The sequence below is a fragment of the Lysinibacillus sp. JNUCC 51 genome, from assembly GCF_015999525.1.
Taxonomy (GTDB): Bacteria; Bacillota; Bacilli; order Bacillales_A; family Planococcaceae; genus Lysinibacillus; species Lysinibacillus xylanilyticus.
In genome coordinates, this window is the sequence record NZ_CP065545.1 from 165,254 (window position 1) to 185,293 (window position 20,040).

A 20,040-nucleotide genomic window follows, 5' to 3' on the forward strand; every position below is an offset into this window, starting at 1 on the left:
AACGACCATGACCCAATGGCAAAGTCAATTTAGGTATTTTTAAGTTGAAATAATAATTAACATTGTTACATAAGTTCAAATATATTGAAATATTCATTTAATAAAATAGATAAAAAGAACTACTCCAAATTCGCTAATCAGAAATTATTTACATAAAAAAAGTAGACAAAGTCGGTCTACTGTCAGAAGCTCTTCTATATATCTTTTAAAGATGGTATTTTTCTTCGCTTGACTTTTTTCCAAAAATTGGACAAGGGGCAGCCTCGCTTTTGCGAAGCCACCCCTTTAGTATTTAATAGGTAACATTTCCGTAAATTGTAAAGTCTCAACCCAATCATCTGGGGAATAAATATTATATTGAAACATTAGTTTCATCACCGCGGTAAAATTCCACTGTGTGCTTTCTAACTTAAGCAACGCAAACCCAACCTTCTTTTGCGTCCTTGCAGCCCCAAAGCATGCGCCAGTGTGAATAAGTATCTTCAAAAACAAAAAGCAGAATTCCAGATTACGTAAATATGCCACCTAAAATAGCACGATTCATATTATACTACAAAGAATTTAAAAAGTAAACATTTTATTTTAAGTTACACCGTGTTTCATATTACCACATTTGGAATTTTAGTTTAAAAAAGGGGCAAGTTCAAATGAACAAGCCTCCGGAAAACACTCAATATTTACTTCAGTCAATCTCCAGAACACCATAATGAAACTTCGCAGTTGTTCTTGTTAATTGTGTAAATTGATATTTGGCAAACCATTCTGAGCGAAAATGAGCCTTTAACACTACGCGTTTTTTTGCCACTCGTTTTGCCTCACTTACCCATTCATCCGTTAATGTCATATGCTCCCCAGCTAAGCGCAATGCTTCAAAATTATTGGCTTCTTCAATAATCTCTTCAAACATCGGATCCATGTACACAATATCGAACGTATTGTCAGGCAGAGTTTTCAAATAGCTAACCGCCTCAGCCTGCACCACTTTAATATGGCGCATACATGCAGTTAGCGGTAGCTCTGTCGTATCGTAGGATTGCATACCCTGCCCTACAATAAAGGCAACATTCGGATTTGCTTCGATCCCTACGACTTGACCCGCTTCGCCAACTGTATAAGCCGCCAGCATAGCATCTGCAGCAAGTCCCAATGTACAATCAAGGACTGAATCTCCTTTTTCAAGCTGTGCCGCTTCTAAAAACGGCTCCGCTTCCCCACGAGCAACACGCTTTAAGCGAAACGCTGCTGAATTTGGATGGAAGAAAAACGGCTCATTGGTACCAAAAGCATAATACTCAAAACGATTCTTCCCAGCAACGATTACATGTGCATGTAGTTCCTGTGAAATCTTCCGAACAGAACGCTTTTTTCTTGGTTCAAACGATGCATCTAATTGTTCACACGCAAAAGCAGCGAGCGCCAACGATAAATCGTCTGGTCTGCCCGCTGTCGTAACAATAGTCTTTACTTCTCGCATGTTTGCTCTAAAACACCTGTTAAATGTGTAACAATTTGCTCCACAGGGAATCCTTCAATTTGTTCTCGTGGAATAAAGTATGCCAATTCCCCATCCTTTAAAATCGCCATCGATGGTGAACTTGGTGGCACATCCTCAAAAAAGCCACGCATTGCAGCTGTCGCTTCAGGATCTTGACCCGCAAAAACAGTCACAAGATTGTCAGGCTTAACTGCCTCCACTGCCTCACGAGCAGCCGGACGTGCCAACCCAGCCGCACAACCACAAACCGAGTTAATCACAACCAACGAAGTCCCCTTCGCCTCCGCCATAAACTCATTCACCGAATCAGCTGTCGTAAGCTCCGTAAATCCAGCCTCCACTAACTCCTCGCGCATCGGCTTCACTACCTGTTTCATATATTCATCGTAAGCGTTCATGCTTTTACCCTCTTTCATATGTATTCGCAAAGGTTATTATAGCAAGGTTTTATGTCATTGTATAATGATTCGATTTCACGGTTATTCACTTGCTTTCGGAATTTTGGTTGCTTTTTGTTGCTTTGGTTGCTTTTTATTTTAGTAAATAACTTCAAAAATTGACAGTTTCATCATAGTGTCAGTGCTTGCCCTTAAAATAACACTTTGTTTGGAAGGTTGTGGCTCTTCTAAAACTAAAATGAAGTGGAACAAAATAAAAAAGATAATACTTCTAATTAAATAGTAGCAAATATAACTTTACTTTCTTCTGTACTTTTTAACACAACTTTAAACAGGTGTTTCCCTTTGCAATTGAGTTGGATGCATTCGCAAGAATTAAAGACATTTAATCGCCTGTTATATTTTGTATAGATTGAAGTTTCCTTTTTACATTAGCTTTAATTCATCCCGTTTGTTGATGTTGCATATTTGCATAATAATGTTTTTCGGTTTTGGAAGTTTAGATCTAACTTTAAATGCCTTTGGATAAATGCACTAGCGACTTATCCCTTAACCAGTAATAACCCCTTTGTCACGAAATTTAACAAAGTCTTTTACACCATTAGACCCCGTATTTATTTCTAACACTATATCCAAAAGCACTTACACTTGTCATATAATTATATATTTTCACAATAGTTTCTGTATTGCTATTACTTGATATTTGTGCTTAAAAGCGAATAAATTTGCTTAATATACAAAATTATACACTCAAAAATAAATTGCAAATCCAAACTTGGTAACATATACTAAATTCTCGAAAAAATTGCAAAGAATAAATTATAGGTTGTTCTATTTATGGTTCGAAGTATTCCCGGTCCTAGTAAAAATATTAGTTTATATGCGATTGACACAAATAAAGTCATAAAAGTTATGAGGGACATTGCCTTAGAAAAAAAATCAAAATCAAAATCAAACACTAGTAATTCGTCTAAATGTACTAAGCAAATCACAATGCTTACGATAGCATGGACGGTGTGAGGATAGCATCGTTAGATACAATAGAAATCTCAGACGAATCAAGACAACTATTTGTGGCTAAATCTTCAAATAATAAATATTTGGATATTGCAGGAACTGGAAGTTTTGTTTATTATTTATTAACTTAGTTTTATACGTTTTAAAGGAGTCGAAAGAATGATGTCAAATAGAGAAATAATGTTCTTTGATTTACCAAAAGAAGAAATTGAAAGAAAAATAAGAATTTCATTTAACGATATTACTTGCTTTTATAACAGAGATATGGCGATTGAAATTGTCAATGAAATATTGAATATGCATAGTGAAGAAATTGCTGAATGGTTATGGGAAGACTCCAGTGTTTCACGTAGACGCATTAGATTAGAATCTAGCCATCAATATCCTATTGGCTATGGCATTTCACAACGCACAAAACAAGAGTATACAGATCTAACAAAAAGTTACATTATTCTAGAGAAATCAGGATTTTCAGAAGAAGGATTTTACATAATCTTCACGGCGCCATTAATAGAATACAATGAATAAGGGAGTTATCTAAATGGAAAACTTTGGTGAAACTAAGTATTTTTTACAAGCTCATTTTTACCCAATGATTGAGTGGGAACAACTTGAAGATGCAGTTATCGATTTTAGGAAAGTATCTAGAAAAGATCGGTTCAAATTCAAAGAAGAAATTCTATATTTTAAACAACTGTTAGCTCAAAAACAGTATGATAAAATACAAGATATTATTAATGTCTATGAATTAGAATATACTCAAGTATGTGATGTTGATGAAATACAAAGACTAGTGAATGAAATTTTACCTATCATCGAGAAATATGAATATAAAGAAGACATTTCTTATGTTCCTATGAAAGCTCTATATTATATATTTGATACAATTTTTATTCCAACGAAAACATTTTTATCTTTTGATTTTATTGCTATTGATATTCAAAGAGAAGGAGATACATTTATTCAACATTTCAAGCAGGATTTGCAATATGTAGAAAAAACATTTAGCGAGAATGATGAAACTAAAAAGAAAGAATTACTGAAAATAGCCAATGACAAAGGAGTCTATATTTTAGAATCTGAATACAGAGATTCCTTTATTCAAGAAATGTTTGAAGGATTATCTTAATAATTATTAATTCAACCAATTAAAAACTGAGAAGGTTTTTTTATTCGAGTAACAAGGAGTTAACGTAACATGGAAACACTAACTACAAATGAAAGAACTTATAAAATTAAGTTTATCCCATTTGAAGACAAATGTGGGCTAAATGAAGATGGAACATATGACATGACCTACATTGGTCACTATATTGATATTCAGTTTAACGATGAAATATTTGAAGGAAAAATATATGAATTCTCAAAATATAAAATCTCTTTTTTTTCTAGTCCCTACCCTTTTTTTGGAGAAGATATAGAAATGATAAAGAAATATTTTCAGGAAGAACATGGGATTCAGGAATTTTATTTTCTTGACATAGACAGCGATGAGGGTTATGTAAAATTTTAACCATGGATTAAAAAATGACCAAGACGGCAATTAAGCTATCTTGGTCTTTACATTTTAGTTACTACGTTGTGCAATGATAATTTTTAGTCCTTCGAAAACTCCGCATGTCTTTGATTTGGCTTTTTGCCTTCCGCAATTCGATGATTAATCCTCAAAAAATTAATTGAATACTAGCTAAAAGGAGTCGCTAAATATGATAGTTATAGAAGAAATAAAGTACTTTATAGAAGCATATTTTTACCAGGGTATTGGCTGGGATCTGATAGAAGATGCAGTTATTGATCACCGAAGCATAAGTAAAGAGGAACGAACTAAATTCAAAGAAGAAATTTTATATATAAAAAATTTGTTAGATCAAAATCAATTTGAAATAGTAAATAAAATTATTGTGAGCAATGATTTTGAAGGTACAAAAGTAAGTGCTATCGAGGGTATGCAAAGATTTGTGAATGCAATTTTACCTCTTATCGAAAAATTCGAATTAAAAAAAGAAATTTCTTATATTCCATTAAAAAGTTTAAAATATATGATTGAAACGATAATAATCCCAACAGATACATCATTATCTTATCCATTTTTTTCCTCATATATCCAAAAAGAAGGGGATACATTTATTCAACATTTCAAGCAAGATTTGGAATATGTAGAACAAGCCTTTAAAGAGAATGATAAATCAAAGATTGAAGAGATACTTCAAATTTCTCATGAAAAAGGTGTTTATATTTTTGACTCTGAATATAGAGATTCTTTTATTCAAGAAGTTATGGAGAGTTTGTCATAATTTAATGAGTAGGAGGCACGCCTCCCCCTCTTACTACCATTGAATGTTAACTTCGTTTCTTATGAAGACAAATGCGGAAATGGAACTTATATAATTTGTTACAGAGGATGGAATCTTGATTTTCACTACGATGATAAAGAATTACTATACGCTTCTATACCTGAAGATGGACCCTATTTAATATATTTCAGAAGCTCTCCATTTCCTACTTTCGGTAAAGATATAGAAATAGTAAAAGAATACTTACAGGAAAAACACGGAATAAGAGATTTTCTATATTATGACTCAGACAGTGATGAAGCTAGTTATGTAAATTTTTAATCTTAAATTAGAAAATGACCAAGACGGCATTTAAGCTATCTTGGTCTTTACATTTTAGTTACTTCGTTGTGCAATGGTAATTTTTAGTCCTTCGAAATCTCCGCCTGTCTTTGATTTGGCTTTTTGCCTTCCGCAATTCGATGATTAATCCTCAAAAAATTAATTGAATACTAGCTAAAAGGAGTCGCTAAATATGATAGTTATAGAAGAAATAAAGTACTTTATAGAAGCATATTTTTACCAGGGTATTGGCTGGGATCTGATAGAAGATGCAGTTATTGATCACCGAAGCTCATGAAAAAGGTGTTTATATTTTTGACTCTGAATATAGAGATTCCTTTATTCAAGGAGTTATGGTGAAATTATCATAATATCGGGTAGGGGGCTAGCCGGACTCTCACACCACCGTACACACGTTCCGTATACGTCGGTTAATCTATGTATAAAAATTACTATGTACTTAATCGAAAATTTTCCATTAAAATGCAATATGAAAATAAAAATTATAAAGGAGTAAGGCAACATGAATTCATTTTTAATAAATAATAAGATATGTAATGTTAATTTCGTACCTTATGAAGACAAATGCGGACTAAGAGACGATGGAACTTATTTGATTTGTTATAGAGGATGGAATTTCGAATTTCAATACGATGATAAAGAAATACTATACGCTTCTATATCTGAAGATGGGCCCTATTTAATAAGATTCGGAAGCTCTCCATTTCCTACTTTCGGTAAAGATATTGAAATAGTAAAAGAATACTTACAGGTAAACCACGGAATAACAGATTTTCAATATTATGACCCAGACAGTGATGATGTTAGTTATCTAGATTTTTAATCTTAAATTAGAAAATGACCAAGACGGCAATTAAGCTATCTTGGTCTATTTTTTAGTTACTACGTTGTGCAATGATGATTTTTAGTCCTTCAAAATCTCCCCAGTTAATGTTCCTGCGTCAATTTTCCTAGGTGTATCTTATAAATAAGCATTTTATCTACTACTTGTTTAATATAGTCACGTACTGCAGCTTTTGTTGTCTCGTTGGTGAATTTCATTTTATCATCATCCTTTTCAGTTGGTTTTGTTTTATTGCCATCCACAATCAATTGAACTTGCGTTTTGCAGTTGATTGGCAAAGGCTATACTTATCTCCAGACAATGGTTTTCCCGTACAGATTTCTAATGTAGAGGACGGCATAGAAAAAGGATATTCCTCCCTATCCCCTTCTACCTATAAGACTGAATCCATGGAAAAATAATGTAAATCAACTTTTGTTCCTTTTTGAACATATTTTGATAAAACCTCTTTGGAGAATTAGGATATTAAGTTGATTTTGTTGCGATTAATTTATAAACAGGCAAAAAATAGCGAAAAAAATCAAGTTCAAGTTAAAAATAAAACGTACGGACGCTGTTGTGTCTGAATTTATCAAGTTTCGTTCAATTAATAACAAAACTTGATTTTTAAACTTTAATAGTTAATGGTATGTTATTAATATACTCGGGTAAAAGGAGCATGAAAAAACATTTCGGTCACTCTGTTACAATGGTGGTGAAATCAAATGACACGATACTACTCCAACAATACTAAAGATGAATTTATTAAGTTAGTACAATCTGAAATATTAACTTCTTCTGAGGTATTGGACGAATTACAAATATCTCGCCAGGCTTTAAGCTCACTTGTAAAGCGTGAAAAGTTAATTCCAATTAAGGAATTAACTCGGGATCGTTTATTCTTAAAAGAAGATGTTGAAAGACGAAAAGAAGCAGCTAAGAAGTTTTATGCAAACTATCAGCCCTATGATAAATAATACAAAAAGCTCAGGCTAAAAATAATTGATTACCTAGGCTTTGCTATTAGTGCTACGTTGTGCAATGATAATTTTTTATCCCTCGAAATCTTCGCCAGTTTCTTTCGATGAATTTTTCAATTTATTTTTCATGCAAGATCATTCATCTTTCGATCCATTTGATAAGTTTTTATCAGATGGAAACTACGCAATTGAAACACAAGAAGATTTCAATCTATCCCAGAACATTAGTTAGATTCACATGTTGCCAACAAGACTAAATTTAAAAATAGGGCGGAAATGTCCCAACAAGCTGATAATGAATGTGCTCTTAAACAGCTAGGTTTTTAAAATGTTCGTCTTTGTTTGAAATTGTTTAACCATACTAAGCGTGACTTCTAACTGCTTCACTTGCTCATTGGCAAGTTGAAGCCGTTCCTATAATTCATCTGTGTTTTCTAGAGTAATTGTCATCCTACTTGGTATTCAAATTTCTTTCTCAATTCCCTAACTTTTCTATAAAAAAAGCTCTTATAAAGGAACCCCCATTTCAGCAATTATTTATACGTTCTCCAAAAATTTAAGTACGTTGCCCTATCAGCAAAAAGGGCGAAACTGCTCGATACCACTTATCAAGGCAAAATAAAAAACACCCCGAAGGATGTTAATTAATTTTATTGCGGTTGAGTTGTTTTTCAATACCAGCACGATCAATTTGAATCCAATACTCTACTATTTTTTCTTCTTCAATTCTATATACTGCACTTGCTATTTCAATAACCGGAAGACTTGTTGGCTGAAATCCATCGACTTCTCCAACATGCGTACCAACTTGCTTCCAGCGTACATATACCTTATTTCCTTGTACCATAAACTCCTGGATTTCTAATGAAAAATCGCCAAATGCTTCTACCATTTCTTTTACATGATCTGCATAATCTGTGGGCGTTCTTAAAACAGTTGATTCCTCTTCAGAAATAACTTGGTGTGCCAATACTCGGTCAGCCATTAGTTCAGTAGCGTAATCTGGATTATTTCCTGAACGTACTACTTCAAAAAATTTTTTAACAATTTGCTCTGGTGTCATTTGAACCCTCCACTATTTGGTAAGGAAAACTATATCTCCTTTGCTTAATAATAATCCTATAAAAACAAACAGGAACAATTTTCTGCAAATTCCACACTCAAAACCATACCAAACTCCACCCTGCTAATAACTAATCCCTTCAAGTTCCATTCAGCATCATGATCTTCCTAACGTTACACCTAACCCTTGAACTAGCCTCCAATTGTTTTATGGCTATTTGAAGCAGTTTTCAAAGTACAGAAAAAGCCTTACCGTGGTAGGGGTAAGGCTAGTCTACTGCGGAAAAATATTTAATTGTCGAGTTAACTCACCTTTGAAACCGTGGTAGAGCTGCACATTACACGTTTTACATCTGTTCCTTTTGTTTCGTTTACAGATTTTAATATCTAATTTTTTTTTTATAATTGAATATTAATAAGGTACAGGATAAGTATCTACAAGACAATTTACCTTTGATTTTTCATTTTTGCTTACTATTGTTAAGATAACGTTGCAATTAACATTTTTTTTATTCAAAGTTCTTTCAAATGATTCATATCCTCCGATATCTTCTCCATCTATCTCTAGTATAATATCTTCTGGTTTAATTCCAGCAACCTCAGCTACTGAACCTTCCTTCACCTGTAAAACTCTTGTTCCGATATCTCCTTCGTTTGTTGTGTGTGCAATACCAATCCATGTTTTCCAAAACGTTGAACGATTATCAGTACCAGTTTCATAAACACTCTTTAGATTTTCTAAAAATTGACTAGTACCAAATAACATATTTTCCTTTGTAGATTGATCCATTTCGCCAATAAAGGAAGCCTGATATTCAATGCTTACTTGAACACCATTTTCAACTTTTTCTAAAGTTGTAATGGTAGTAAAATCCCCGTCTATGCTCTCAAGTACAAAGCGTTTCATTGGATCTATTTCTGTGAAAACACCCTCAGATATTGCCCCCCAGCCATGATCCATATAACCACTTCCGCCTATACGAAAATCTATCTCAGCATTTTTTGTATACCAAAGGTTTAAATGCTCAGGCTTAGTCAACGCATCCCAAATTTGCTTCAAAGGTGCATTAACAACAATTTCTCTCTTTACAGAATCCTTAATTGTCTTCATCTCGAAACTCTCCTTTTTCCACATAATTTTTAAGACTTACGAGTTGATCATCAAGTAGTTCTCCGATGTATTGAAGCATTTCATGATAGGCAGTTTGGAGTGTGTTGTAATTTATTGAGTAGATACGATATTTCCCATTCAAGTTCTCTGAAATAATTCTTTCTTCCAATAAAATATTCAAATGCTTCTTAATTGCTGGTTGAGAGATATCAAATGCTTCAACAATCTCCTTTTGAGTTTTGCTTCCTTGTTTAAGCATACTTAAAATATGGCGTCTCGTTGAATCACCTAACGCTCGATAAACATTTGGCATTATCATCTCCTCACTTTTCATATAACTGTTCGGTTATATAAAATATAAATATGGGCGAAAACAATGTCAAGACTTTTCTGAAAATAAAAATTCTTAAATTTGTTCTAATAACCTACACAGTTTCTCGAAACAATCAAATCTCTAGAAACTAAATCATCTGATTCAAAACGTTTTTCTAACTCTGAAAATCATAGTACTCGATAATTTCATGTGCTTTCCAATCCCTCGCATACTATTTCCGTTAATCAACCTATGAAGTACCTCAATTTTTCTTTCTCCACGTACTAAATGGATTGGTTGTTGCACCTCTTCAACCTTAAGCTCACTAATTCGTTTGTTACTTGAATACATCCTACGTTGTACTTCAATAAATACTGGATCGCTTGTCCAATTCCACTTGCTTTTGCTAGTAGCCTCAATCCCATACATAGCTGTCTTTGCTCCTTGTACAAACGGAAATAAGCGCCTCCGAAACTCACCTTTCCAGTTTCTTTATCAAGCCAAATTAATGGTGTATCTGATTCATCTATTACAACCAACCTACTTTCGAATACCTCATGTTCTTTAATTTTCAAAATTATAAGCATCGTGCTTTGTTTCAAAATATATCCCCATTATGATTTCTCCATGTGTATTGAATAATTTCTTTCTGACACGATCGTAATTTCCCCTTTTTCTTAATCACATCACATATATGGTTTAATCACACAAAAAGGGTTTTATTAGAATAATGCTCGTAATATTATTTTTTATATTTGTAATTTGCTTCACTTACGGGAGAAACAAAACACATATATCCAACGTGCTAGATAAGTAGTGTACCTAGATGGAAAATCCCATCTTTTTTTACTGCAAATTTTCTTTCAAATCTTCATGTAGCTCCTGCTCAAACGACTAATTTGCTATAGCTCTTTACCGATGCTCCTAAGTTCCCTGGAACCTTACAATTTGCTTTATTAGCTGCGGCCAATGATTGCATCTTTATCAGGCAATACCCTTAATTAGTTTGATTTAGTCGTTATCGAACATTTCAGTCTTGGGCTTTATCCAAGTTTTTCATCCTTTTGCACTCGCCTTACTTTGTGTTCGCATCACAGGCTTAATTAAACAAAAACCATATTGTGAAGCATCAAACCAACATTATTTTTATCAGACTTACCAAAACCTATTTGGAAAAGTGGTTATTCAGGTTAGGAAATAAAAAATAATTTCCCGGGTAAGCGCAAGAAATGACAAGTTTAGTCTTACATTCCAGCACCAAGCGACTGATTTCATCGTTATTCTTCACCTGCTCAAAAATCCAAGCAGGCAATAAAACTTTAGTAAGTACATCATTCATCCAATTGCATCACCTAATTTAGGAAATACTCAATTTCGAATGTACCTTCTAACTTCTTTGTAGCCCTGCAATATTCGCATTTATCACATATATGTGGTTTTTTACGTCCTTATTTCGCTTCTGTGATGCTCAGTAGCATAGTTTGGAAATATACATTTTCAAAATCAAAACGTCCAGAATCGAAGTTTAAAACTGCTTTATCTGGTGGGATTCTTTTGTAACTGCCACAATGTATGGATCATAGTAACGTCCACCAAGTGATCTTCGGTCTGTCTCTCCCTATCATATTTTATCTAATACATAATAGTATCCCCATGCTAATCATGGAGAGTTTTTGTTGAATAATTCCTGTTAATCAATTGCGAAAACCACATTTATCAAATTAGGAAACACTGTTAAAATATTCATAATAAAACATCAAGATGATATATATTATATGAAAAAGAAATTATCAAAATTATTGCTTGTATCAATACTCACTATTCCCGCATCAGCATCCAGTTAGTAACGGAGAGATAACCCTATGTGTAGTTTTCTTTGAAACCATTATAGTTTAATCAAGTAATTTTCTATTGGGCTATGGGTTATACTCCTACCTCTTTTCTTTTCCATTTTGAATCTTAGTCACTGATAATCATAAAACTGATACTAAGTAAATTTAATTAAGGAGGAGACAATAATATGAGGATACCATTTGTACCTAAAAATGTTATGGTTCAAAGAGATAGGTTCGATTTTATACAGCAATATCGTGGTGGAGGTTTTATGCTTATAGCCGGTTCTATATATTGGCTGTTGGCATTTACTTTAACTTACGTTCTTGATGAAACTATATTAATCAAATTTTACATATGGGGTGGTTTATTAGTCCCCATAATAGGAACCCTATTTTTTAAATTAATGAAAATGAAAGCAAATCCAAGCCAGTATTCATCATTGGTCGGATTTGCTTCAGCAATAACTGTTTATTGTTTTCCAGTACTGTTATTAGTTAATGAATTAGATTCGACAAAAATATTGCCAATCCTTTGCATTATTAACGCAGCACATTTAATAATTCTTTGTTGGATTCATTTAGAGTATCTATATTTCATTTTGGTGGTGGTGGGTGAATGTCTCAGTATGTTTTTCATTTATTCTATCCCAAGTGAATTTGTACACTTTATTTGTTTAGTATGGGGTTTAATCTCCCTAATACTCGGAATAACAATTCATATTAATTCAAAAATACCTCTCAAAGGCTATGATTATCAAATTATAGATAAAGTAAATAGTATATGAAATTATGAGCATTTGACGTAACGGGTAGCAAAGCAAAAGCTCCTATATAGCTCGATGATTGCTCCATGTCAAAACCATTAAAAAGTATGGTTATTAAATCGTAAAATATTGTGCAAACTTTAAAAAGCCCAGGCTCAAAATTAATTGAGTTTCTGGGCTTTCTAAAAGAATATTATTATTTTTGTTCGTAATGTGATTCAACATAATCGAATCCTTTTCAATATTGGTGAATCCAATTGTAAATGTCAAATTTCAATTACCGATTTTCTATTTGTATGGTTACATATACTAACTGGCTTAGTTGCATGTCCTTGGTCATCTGTACACCAAGACTGCGATTGGAATGCAAGGAATATACCAACCCATCTATTTTCTTTTTCAAAATGAATGAGTACACCACCATCTTGCCATACCCCGTCGTCTTTCCTAAAATCCCTACTATTTCCTTGATTCATGTGAATATCATGAATACCTCTACCTGGAGAAAAACCGAAATATTTATCTACTTTATCTTCAGTTTTAAATTTTTCTCCGTAAGCATAAACTGTAGCTTTTTTAGACATTGCTTCTTGTATATATTTATTAACTTTTTCATTAAGGTCGTTGTCTGGTCCATTTTTTGATGCAGGGAGGGGAATCATTTTTTTTGGATCAAATAAGCCTCCACGAATATAATCTAGTGCAATTTCGCGATTTTCCCTAGTAACTTCTGTAAATCCCTCCTCGTAATTTTGGATAATTGTTATTTGATTCGAGTTAAAATCCTCACTAACAAAATACAGTACTTCAGAAGGCTTTACCTTTGAGGCAACATTGATTGCAATCCTGTAATTCTCCTCACTTTTGTCCTTCTTTGTTGCTCGAATATGCACTTCGTAATGAGGAGTTTTGTCAAATGAATCCACAGGTCTCACGTCAACAACTTTACCTTTTAGCACTCCGTATTTGAATAATGGCATGTAATTAAAACCTCCAATTTAATAGAATTTTTCCGTTCTTATCTCACCTTTAGTGTTAGCTTACATATTTAGTTTGACAATTAGTTGGAATGAAATCATATTAGTAAATTTTAAGGTTACTTTAAATGTTTTAAACTTAAATCATGGATGTAACACATTTTTTATTCAAATAAGGGACTCTTTAAGTGTTCAATTTTAATTTCTTCACTATGAGTCTTTATATTTTTATTAACGTATTGAATTTCCTCGTCTCCTCAGACGATTTTATAGTTATCTCACAAAATACTCATTTGTTTTAACTACTCTATTAACACTTATTCTATCATTCCAAAAAATAGAACTCCAATCTTTTATTAAAGCAAATTTCGATATCCACACCTCTATTTTTGGCGTGCGTTCCTGCTATCTCTTTTATAACAAAAGTAATCTTCTGTGAATCTTATGTTTTAACAATTAAAGACTTTATTTACTTAAATTAAACACAACAACTTTTCACTCTTAAAAGTAAGTACCTTTGTCCTTGCGACTTATGAGGAAAACTGCTCGATACTCACTTTTCAGGAAAAAAAAACACCTTCTTACTACTGAAGGTGCGTTTGATACTCTATCCAAAATATGTTTGAATTAACTCTTCTTGAGAATAGAAAATATCATTTTTATTGTATATTTACTATTAATCTCAGAACTATTTTCTACATATCCCACTATCAAAACCACATCAAACTCATCCCTTTCACATTTCATTTTGGCTGTTTGATGCAGTTTTAAAAGCAATTATTCATTAAGTATTAAAATATATCAACAAACACACAAATAAAAAAACCCAATTTGAATAATCTACAGAAAACAAAATAGGAGGTATAATTTTGAATCCCTGTGAAAAAAATTGTTCATGCGAACATTGCCAAAAATGTGGTATTCCATCAAGAGTAATAAAAGGGGTAGAGTCATGTGAAATACGTCAATTACCTACACCAGCATACGGGAACTTTTTTCAAACAAATTTTATAACACTTGACACTAATGACCCTATGCCGTGGAATGGAATGGGAGAAACTGCTGGGATTACTTTAGACCCCGATACAGTAACTATCAGAGTAACTCAGGGTGGTCCATATTACATTGATTACAATGTGCTTGGAAATCAATCGCCAATCATTGTCCCTACTACAACTGATATAATTTTGGCATTATTTCTAAATGGTACTGAAGTAAATCCTATTCAAACCAGATATGGCACTGAAGATTTAGAACTAGATAAGGCTATATGCGTACCGATTTCTGGAGGAACAATTATATCCATTCCTTCTGGTGGAACTATCCAATTAAGGAATGTAGGCCCCGAATTCGCTACTTGCGATAATGGAACTATTCTATCTGCATCAATCAATTTGATTAAATTAAACTAAATACTCTCTTTAAATATAGTATTATGAGCCTTACCGTTCTAGGGATAAGGCTCGTCTACTGTGGTAAAATATTCAATTGAATACATATGGTAATAACGATCTATTTGCAACACTTGCACATATCAAAATAATAAGAGGCTGTGATAAAATTGGTTTTACTGTACCAAGAATTCTTGTTTAAATTGGTACATTCTTGTGAGTACTAATTTTTTCTTTACATAAATGTTGGAGTGTGCTTTGGTGTTGAATAGCTACCATGCTTTAGCAGTGTAACTGAAATATCTGAATTAAATCTAAGAAAGAATTTTTTTTATTTCACTATCCTTTCCTAATAGTTGTCCCATCAAGCAGCCTACATGCTCCAAAAGTAAAGAAACGGCGAATCCATCATCTGCAATTACTTAACTAGAGCAAAATAAACTTCTGAAAAAATTGTTGATTTTTCCCGTTTTTTGTTTTATATTTACATTATCCATGTGCTGTTTAACAGGTAACTGTTAGGCAGCATTTTTATTACCAGCATGCAATAATTACTGATACACCAATGACTATAATGAGTAACTCACATATTCCACAAAATTCTTTACGGTTTTTATCTCGGCAATCTTCTGGCCTATTAAGAAAACTCACTAACCGTTTTAACATCTGAGCCACCACTCATCCACTAATTCCAAGCGTAAGTGCAACGATAACCCCTAACTGTTCCTGCATTAATGACCTTATCCACATCCATGTTATCAATTTTCTAACTATCCTGTAGTGCTTCTACACTTCGAATAAATGCTCCTTTAATGGCTACAACGTAATTTTCCAAAACCACATTAGTTTCCATCGCTCCGATAGCTTCGTAGATTGCCCTATGATGCTTGATTAATCATTAATATACGACCGTTGTCATGGACGAATATTTGTAATTGGTTCATGCTAAAACCTCCTGAATATTAACTAAGATATTTTATGGAATATTCAGAAACAAAGGAGTTGTTATTAGTGTCTTCAAAAAAAGTATCTATCGGTCTTACACAATTTACAGACTTTACTTTCAAAGGCGTAACTGGGAAAACTTCAATGGTTAGACAAATAAAATATCAAGATGATTACAATCCTGCTTTTGATTACTGGAAACCTTTACGGGATGGTATCCGAAAATTCCATGAGAAAGAATTTAGTAACGATTACTTGCTTTCTCTTGCTGACAAAGCTTCTCAAGCTAAACAAAATAATTACCTAGAAGCAGTCAAAGCGCATTTAAAGTTCATTAAAAATAAAGAAATTGAATGGTTTGAACCAGGAAAATCTAATTGGAATAGCGAACATTTAACTGTTCGTTCATCACCAGAACTTGGATTAAAGATTGATGGTGTTCCTTACTTAATCAAGTTATATTTCAAAGGCAAGGACGAACGAATTGATAAAAATAAATGCCGATCATCTTTGACACTTTTAAATCAATCTGACTTCACCATTGAGCATTCTCCTGATATAAAACCAGCAATTTATAACGTCCAAAAAGGTAGACTGATTTCAGATGAACCCTCCACAGAAGATCATCTAATTGCACTTGAATCTGAAGCAGCCCAATTTATGGTCATCTGGAACAAAATTTAATAATTTATGATGAATTTTTAGTAACAAAATAATTACTCGGGATATCATAAAGAGGGCCACTCTTTAACGAGTGGCCCTTTTTGTACCTTACAATCAATTGATTTTAATACAGTCAGTATAGAAATAAAAAGCCTCATTCTATTTAAATGAAGGCTTCGTTCACGTAATATATCTATTTTAGAGAAGTTCATTTTTACACACACATTTAGCTAGACCTGTATAGAAAACCTTGAATTGACACAAATACCGAAAATAAAAATACCCCGATTAGTAGCCAACCATAAAACTTGTTCTCTCTCTGAAATTCTTTAATTCCTAAAGTTAACATAAATAATCCCAAGAATAATATCGTTAAAAAATTCAGCTGGTAATCGCGTGTGATAAGTCCATACGCTGAGAGGGATACTACTATGATTGAAAAAACAATTTGTAAAATTTTCAGCAAAACCTCCACTCCCCTTTTTAATTACAAGTTCTTCGATAGTTTTAAATATTTTTATTTTTATCATACAATAAAAAAAAGGTTTTGGATATCAATGCCAAATCTAGCCTTTCTTGTTATGGATGAAGGTCGGTCGTCTGTCTGTCCGTCCAGGGATAAAACTTTACCGAACTAAATCCAGAAACAAAATTACGTCAGTTGAAATTTCCATGTAGTTTTAAAAATACCGTAATTATGTTATCTTATCACAAATAACCAATCAAAATATTAGGAGTTGCGATGCCATTGAAAACAAATTCTTCAATTTGGGAAATTCATTTATTGGATAGGCTTCTTTTTATTTATAAGTGGACTTGCAACATCGCTCGGTCCATTTGATTACAATTCATCAATTCCGAATAAATCTGTAGCATTAATATACATTTTTATTGGGATTTCTTTAATGTTATCTTCTAACTTTTTAAAGAACAGAATGGATGAATAAGCATGAACAATTCTTGCATTCAAGAAAAGTAGTAAAGAAAAAATAATTTATCGGAGGGATTATTGTGTTAATTAGAAGTGTAAAAGTTCAAGATTGTCAATTATTAAGCAATTTAGCCTATAAGTCAAAAGCCTACTGGGGATATACAGAAGATTTTCTGCAACAATGTAAAGAGGATTTAACAGTAACAAAAGAGTACATAGAAGAAAATCCAGTTTTCGTCATGGAGAATGACAACAAGATCATAGCATTTTATAGCTTTACTATTAACGAACAGAAATTAGATGCATTATTCATAGACCCCGATTATATTGGTAAAGGATTAGGGAGAATGATATGGGACCATTTATTAAATAAAGCAAAAGAGTTAGGAATAAGCGAGTTTACGCTTGATAGTGAACCTAATGCAGAAGGTTTTTATTTGAAAATGGGAGCAAAGAACATTGGCTCTACACCATCTACTGTGTTTCCTGACCGTCATCTTCCTTTAATGAAAGTTAATGTTTAAAAATTATTGAATGTAAGACAATTTTAAGCTATCTTGGTTTTTATGCGTACAATAAAAGAGAGGCGTATTCGACCATTCCGAATACGCTTCTCTTTTCTAATAGTGAATAAATAAAACCTTAATTCACTCTCGTAAAACCAAACTTTCTGTTATGTAAATAAGTCGAATAAAATAAAATTATCAATACTATACCTATGATAAATGAGAAATTCCCTATCTTCAGAAAAACTAACTTTGTATAATTGTCTAGCGGAGTCAATTGGATAATAAAATATAGGGTCAATAGTATTCCGACAAAAGTAGCCAATAATATATTTTTATTTTTCCAATAACCTAATAAGGTTTTTATGAAATAAGTGAAAAAAATCCAAAGACTAAAAACTATTAAAGCATGAGATATTCTATCTGCTAATTGTCCTTTCAGTACTGTTAAAAAAAGAATAGAAAACACGACTACTGAAACAAAAGGAGCAATCGCAATTAACATTTCCATTCTTTTAATTGGTAATTGTAGCTTTGAATCAGCCACCAATGACAATGATGCTCTTTGTGAATATAAAAATAAACAAGCAATAATAATCAATCCTAAATATAAAATGATAATACCTTCCTTCATCCCTTTATCCTAATAAAGGTAACTTGTTTTTGTTAAAAATATAGAATGTTCTACTATATTTATTGCAATACACTATCATTTTTCTTATTTGAATATTGGGTTTTGTTGCATTTTAAGCAATTTCCCACCAAAATGAGCGAATTCTAAGTTCAATAGTATCTAGAACTACGAAATTACAGCACGCCAATTTTATAATACACCTGTATCACTCGCAGCAAGCTTCTGTAACGGCTATATTTATGTAGCTGATGGCGGACAAGTTGCTCACTAATTAAGGAACAAAAATAGACCAAGAATGATATCTTGGTCTTATTTTACTCTTCTAAATAAATTCGGATAGTCTAAAATCAAACCCTGTTCGTCTACACATATAGTTGTTTCATAATCATAACAACGGTATTTAAAATATCTCAAATTACCATTGTTATTTATATATTTATAGGATTGGGGAACTTTATTTACCTCGAGGGATGGAATAGATATGTATACCATTTCGAAATGTTCCTCTTGATTAAGGACCCAATCCATTCTATTGATAGGAAGTGAATTTGAAAATGGTGTTGCAGATATATCTATATCAAATGCACCTTTTAACTTATCAATTACCTGTCCATCATTTTCGTACCAGTTACCCTTTCCATCAGATGATAAGTTTAAACTGATGTGTTCATCAACTACTATTGTCAATTTTTTAGTAAACCAATTGGTGTCTAAATCAACTTTGTATTCTACAATATGAGCATTAGATTCATCCCCTTCTACGTATATAATTGTCCCTTTAGCTGAGAAGTTTTTTTCTTCTTTAGTAATGCTGAAATACTCGCAACCAAACTGTTCTTCATTTTTCCATACTACCTTTTGATTCAAAATTTTCTCCCCTATCTTTTTTTGTAAATATCATCGTTTAACCTTTAAACCTAGTAATTCAGCAAAACCAATTGCTTGTTCAGTGGAAATCACACAACCACTTAAATTCTTTATTGTTACATTTAATCGTTCAAAAGTACATGTACTGATATCCACATTATTTAAAGGCGTATCGCTAAAATCAACTTCATCAATATTACAGCGTTCAAATTTCACTTTCTTAAATTGGCAGTCATAATAGCTTGTACCACGTAATGAAGACTGATCAAAACAAATCTGTTTTAATCTTGCTACTCCAAAGTTACATAAATTCATCACACAACCTTCAAAAGAAACGTTTCCTAAATGGGCCTCAGAGAAATCAACACCTAACAGCTTACAGTTTCTAAATGTAACCCGATGAATAATTCCTTCGTTAAATTTTGAGTTAGATAAATCGCAGTTTTCAAAGATAACATCAGTTATATCGATTTTATTGAAGTTCGAGTTAATCAAAGATACTTTTTGAAACATAACTTTAGAAACAATTAAACGTTCAATACTATCATTCTCTCTACTAATATTCGTAATTAGTTGATTTGATAGATAAGGTTCTTCATCGTACAAAATGTCTTCAAAAGCTCCTTGAGTTAAATCATTTGGGATAATAGGAAGTTCAATTTTAAATTTTGTAGTCATTCTATTTATCCTTT

General features: G+C 32.6%; 23 protein-coding genes. 10 read left to right on the forward strand and 13 right to left on the reverse strand.

The features are described 5' to 3' along the window. Positions 1-682: 682 nt before the first annotated feature. Positions 683-1,474 (reverse strand): class I SAM-dependent methyltransferase, encoded by a 792-nt coding sequence (locus JNUCC51_RS01010; RefSeq protein ID WP_337990420.1) that lies wholly within the window; start codon positions 1,472-1,474, stop codon positions 683-685. Further along, positions 1,462-1,893 carry a BrxA/BrxB family bacilliredoxin gene (locus JNUCC51_RS01015; RefSeq protein ID WP_100542094.1) on the reverse strand — a complete coding sequence of 144 codons (432 nt, stop codon included), beginning with the start codon at positions 1,891-1,893 and terminating at the stop codon, positions 1,462-1,464. The genes JNUCC51_RS01010 and JNUCC51_RS01015 overlap by 13 nt, the downstream gene beginning before the upstream one ends. A 1,176-nt stretch (positions 1,894-3,069) precedes the next feature. Here JNUCC51_RS01015 and JNUCC51_RS01020 point away from each other — a divergent pair. The 5 genes from JNUCC51_RS01020 (at position 3,070) to JNUCC51_RS01040 (ending at position 6,369) form a co-directional block, all read left to right on the forward strand. Then, positions 3,070-3,438, forward strand: coding sequence for an RNase A-like domain-containing protein (locus tag JNUCC51_RS01020; protein WP_337990421.1), 369 nt, complete (start codon positions 3,070-3,072; stop codon positions 3,436-3,438). A gap of 13 nt (positions 3,439-3,451) precedes the next feature. Continuing rightward, a complete protein-coding gene (locus tag JNUCC51_RS01025; protein ID WP_337990422.1) occupies positions 3,452-4,039 on the forward strand; it encodes a hypothetical protein in 588 nt (195 codons plus the stop codon). Between the two features lie 69 nt (positions 4,040-4,108). After that, positions 4,109-4,423, forward strand: a complete 315-nt coding sequence (locus tag JNUCC51_RS01030; protein ID WP_337990423.1) for a hypothetical protein — start codon at positions 4,109-4,111, stop codon at positions 4,421-4,423. Between the two features lie 193 nt (positions 4,424-4,616). Further along, positions 4,617-5,204, forward strand: a complete 588-nt coding sequence (locus JNUCC51_RS01035) for a hypothetical protein (RefSeq protein WP_049665648.1) — start codon at positions 4,617-4,619, stop codon at positions 5,202-5,204. 844 nt (positions 5,205-6,048) lie between these two features. Next, the gene (locus JNUCC51_RS01040; protein ID WP_337990424.1) at positions 6,049-6,369 is read left to right on the forward strand and encodes a hypothetical protein; all 321 of its coding nucleotides are present in this window, start codon (positions 6,049-6,051) and stop codon (positions 6,367-6,369) included. A gap of 104 nt (positions 6,370-6,473) precedes the next feature. Here JNUCC51_RS01040 and JNUCC51_RS01045 read toward each other — a convergent pair whose 3' ends face one another. After that, positions 6,474-6,668: a hypothetical protein gene (locus JNUCC51_RS01045; RefSeq protein ID WP_337990425.1), complete on the reverse strand. Its 195-nt coding sequence runs from the start codon at positions 6,666-6,668 to the stop codon at positions 6,474-6,476. Between the two features lie 426 nt (positions 6,669-7,094). Between JNUCC51_RS01045 and JNUCC51_RS01050 the strand changes: the two genes are divergently transcribed. Beyond that, complete coding sequence (locus tag JNUCC51_RS01050; RefSeq protein WP_337990426.1) at positions 7,095-7,346, forward strand: DNA-binding protein; 252 nt, start codon at positions 7,095-7,097, stop codon at positions 7,344-7,346. A 643-nt stretch (positions 7,347-7,989) separates the two neighbouring features. On the opposite strand, the gene JNUCC51_RS01055 is transcribed toward JNUCC51_RS01050, so the two are convergent. From JNUCC51_RS01055 to JNUCC51_RS01075, 5 genes are all read right to left on the reverse strand, one after another. Further along, a complete protein-coding gene (locus JNUCC51_RS01055; RefSeq protein ID WP_337990427.1) occupies positions 7,990-8,412 on the reverse strand; it encodes an ester cyclase in 423 nt (140 codons plus the stop codon). Positions 8,413-8,823: 411 nt separating this feature from the next. Next, positions 8,824-9,522, reverse strand: a complete 699-nt coding sequence (locus JNUCC51_RS01060) for an SRPBCC domain-containing protein (RefSeq protein ID WP_337990428.1) — start codon at positions 9,520-9,522, stop codon at positions 8,824-8,826. Beyond that, a complete protein-coding gene (locus JNUCC51_RS01065) occupies positions 9,509-9,835 on the reverse strand; it encodes a metalloregulator ArsR/SmtB family transcription factor (RefSeq protein ID WP_337990429.1) in 327 nt (108 codons plus the stop codon). Before JNUCC51_RS01065 ends, JNUCC51_RS01060 begins: the two co-directional genes overlap by 14 nt. Before the next feature lie 162 nt (positions 9,836-9,997). Continuing rightward, on the reverse strand, positions 9,998-10,264 hold the full coding sequence (locus JNUCC51_RS01070; RefSeq protein ID WP_337990430.1) for a hypothetical protein: 267 nt from the start codon (positions 10,262-10,264) through the stop codon (positions 9,998-10,000). Positions 10,265-11,000: 736 nt separating this feature from the next. Beyond that, positions 11,001-11,174: a hypothetical protein gene (locus JNUCC51_RS01075; protein ID WP_337990431.1), complete on the reverse strand. Its 174-nt coding sequence runs from the start codon at positions 11,172-11,174 to the stop codon at positions 11,001-11,003. 681 nt (positions 11,175-11,855) lie between these two features. Here JNUCC51_RS01075 and JNUCC51_RS01080 point away from each other — a divergent pair. Next, positions 11,856-12,455, forward strand: a complete 600-nt coding sequence (locus tag JNUCC51_RS01080) for a DUF7010 family protein (protein ID WP_337990432.1) — start codon at positions 11,856-11,858, stop codon at positions 12,453-12,455. A gap of 245 nt (positions 12,456-12,700) precedes the next feature. Here the strand turns inward: JNUCC51_RS01080 and JNUCC51_RS01085 are convergent, their stop codons facing one another. Continuing rightward, positions 12,701-13,414: a YukJ family protein gene (locus JNUCC51_RS01085; protein WP_337990433.1), complete on the reverse strand. Its 714-nt coding sequence runs from the start codon at positions 13,412-13,414 to the stop codon at positions 12,701-12,703. 866 nt (positions 13,415-14,280) lie between these two features. Here JNUCC51_RS01085 and JNUCC51_RS01090 point away from each other — a divergent pair. Both JNUCC51_RS01090 and JNUCC51_RS01095 read left to right on the forward strand, forming a co-directional pair. Then, positions 14,281-14,823: a hypothetical protein gene (locus JNUCC51_RS01090; protein ID WP_337990434.1), complete on the forward strand. Its 543-nt coding sequence runs from the start codon at positions 14,281-14,283 to the stop codon at positions 14,821-14,823. Between the two features lie 990 nt (positions 14,824-15,813). Beyond that, a complete protein-coding gene (locus tag JNUCC51_RS01095) occupies positions 15,814-16,431 on the forward strand; it encodes a hypothetical protein (protein ID WP_443136970.1) in 618 nt (205 codons plus the stop codon). A gap of 205 nt (positions 16,432-16,636) precedes the next feature. Here the strand turns inward: JNUCC51_RS01095 and JNUCC51_RS24740 are convergent, their stop codons facing one another. After that, complete coding sequence (locus tag JNUCC51_RS24740; RefSeq protein WP_443136987.1) at positions 16,637-16,759, reverse strand: DUF3953 domain-containing protein; 123 nt, start codon at positions 16,757-16,759, stop codon at positions 16,637-16,639. Positions 16,760-17,421: 662 nt separating this feature from the next. On the opposite strand from JNUCC51_RS24740, the gene JNUCC51_RS01100 reads away from it, so the two are divergent. Then, positions 17,422-17,865, forward strand: a complete 444-nt coding sequence (locus JNUCC51_RS01100; RefSeq protein WP_337990436.1) for a GNAT family N-acetyltransferase — start codon at positions 17,422-17,424, stop codon at positions 17,863-17,865. Positions 17,866-17,983: 118 nt separating this feature from the next. Here the strand turns inward: JNUCC51_RS01100 and JNUCC51_RS01105 are convergent, their stop codons facing one another. The 3 genes from JNUCC51_RS01105 to JNUCC51_RS01115 all read right to left on the reverse strand — a co-directional run bounded on the left by JNUCC51_RS01105 (position 17,984) and on the right by JNUCC51_RS01115 (position 20,026). After that, positions 17,984-18,481, reverse strand: coding sequence for a hypothetical protein (locus tag JNUCC51_RS01105; RefSeq protein ID WP_337990437.1), 498 nt, complete (start codon positions 18,479-18,481; stop codon positions 17,984-17,986). 309 nt (positions 18,482-18,790) lie between these two features. Continuing rightward, positions 18,791-19,348 carry a putative glycolipid-binding domain-containing protein gene (locus tag JNUCC51_RS01110; protein ID WP_337990438.1) on the reverse strand — a complete coding sequence of 186 codons (558 nt, stop codon included), beginning with the start codon at positions 19,346-19,348 and terminating at the stop codon, positions 18,791-18,793. 30 nt (positions 19,349-19,378) lie between these two features. Continuing rightward, on the reverse strand, positions 19,379-20,026 hold the full coding sequence (locus tag JNUCC51_RS01115) for a pentapeptide repeat-containing protein (protein ID WP_337990439.1): 648 nt from the start codon (positions 20,024-20,026) through the stop codon (positions 19,379-19,381). Between the last annotated feature and the right edge of the window lie 14 nt (positions 20,027-20,040).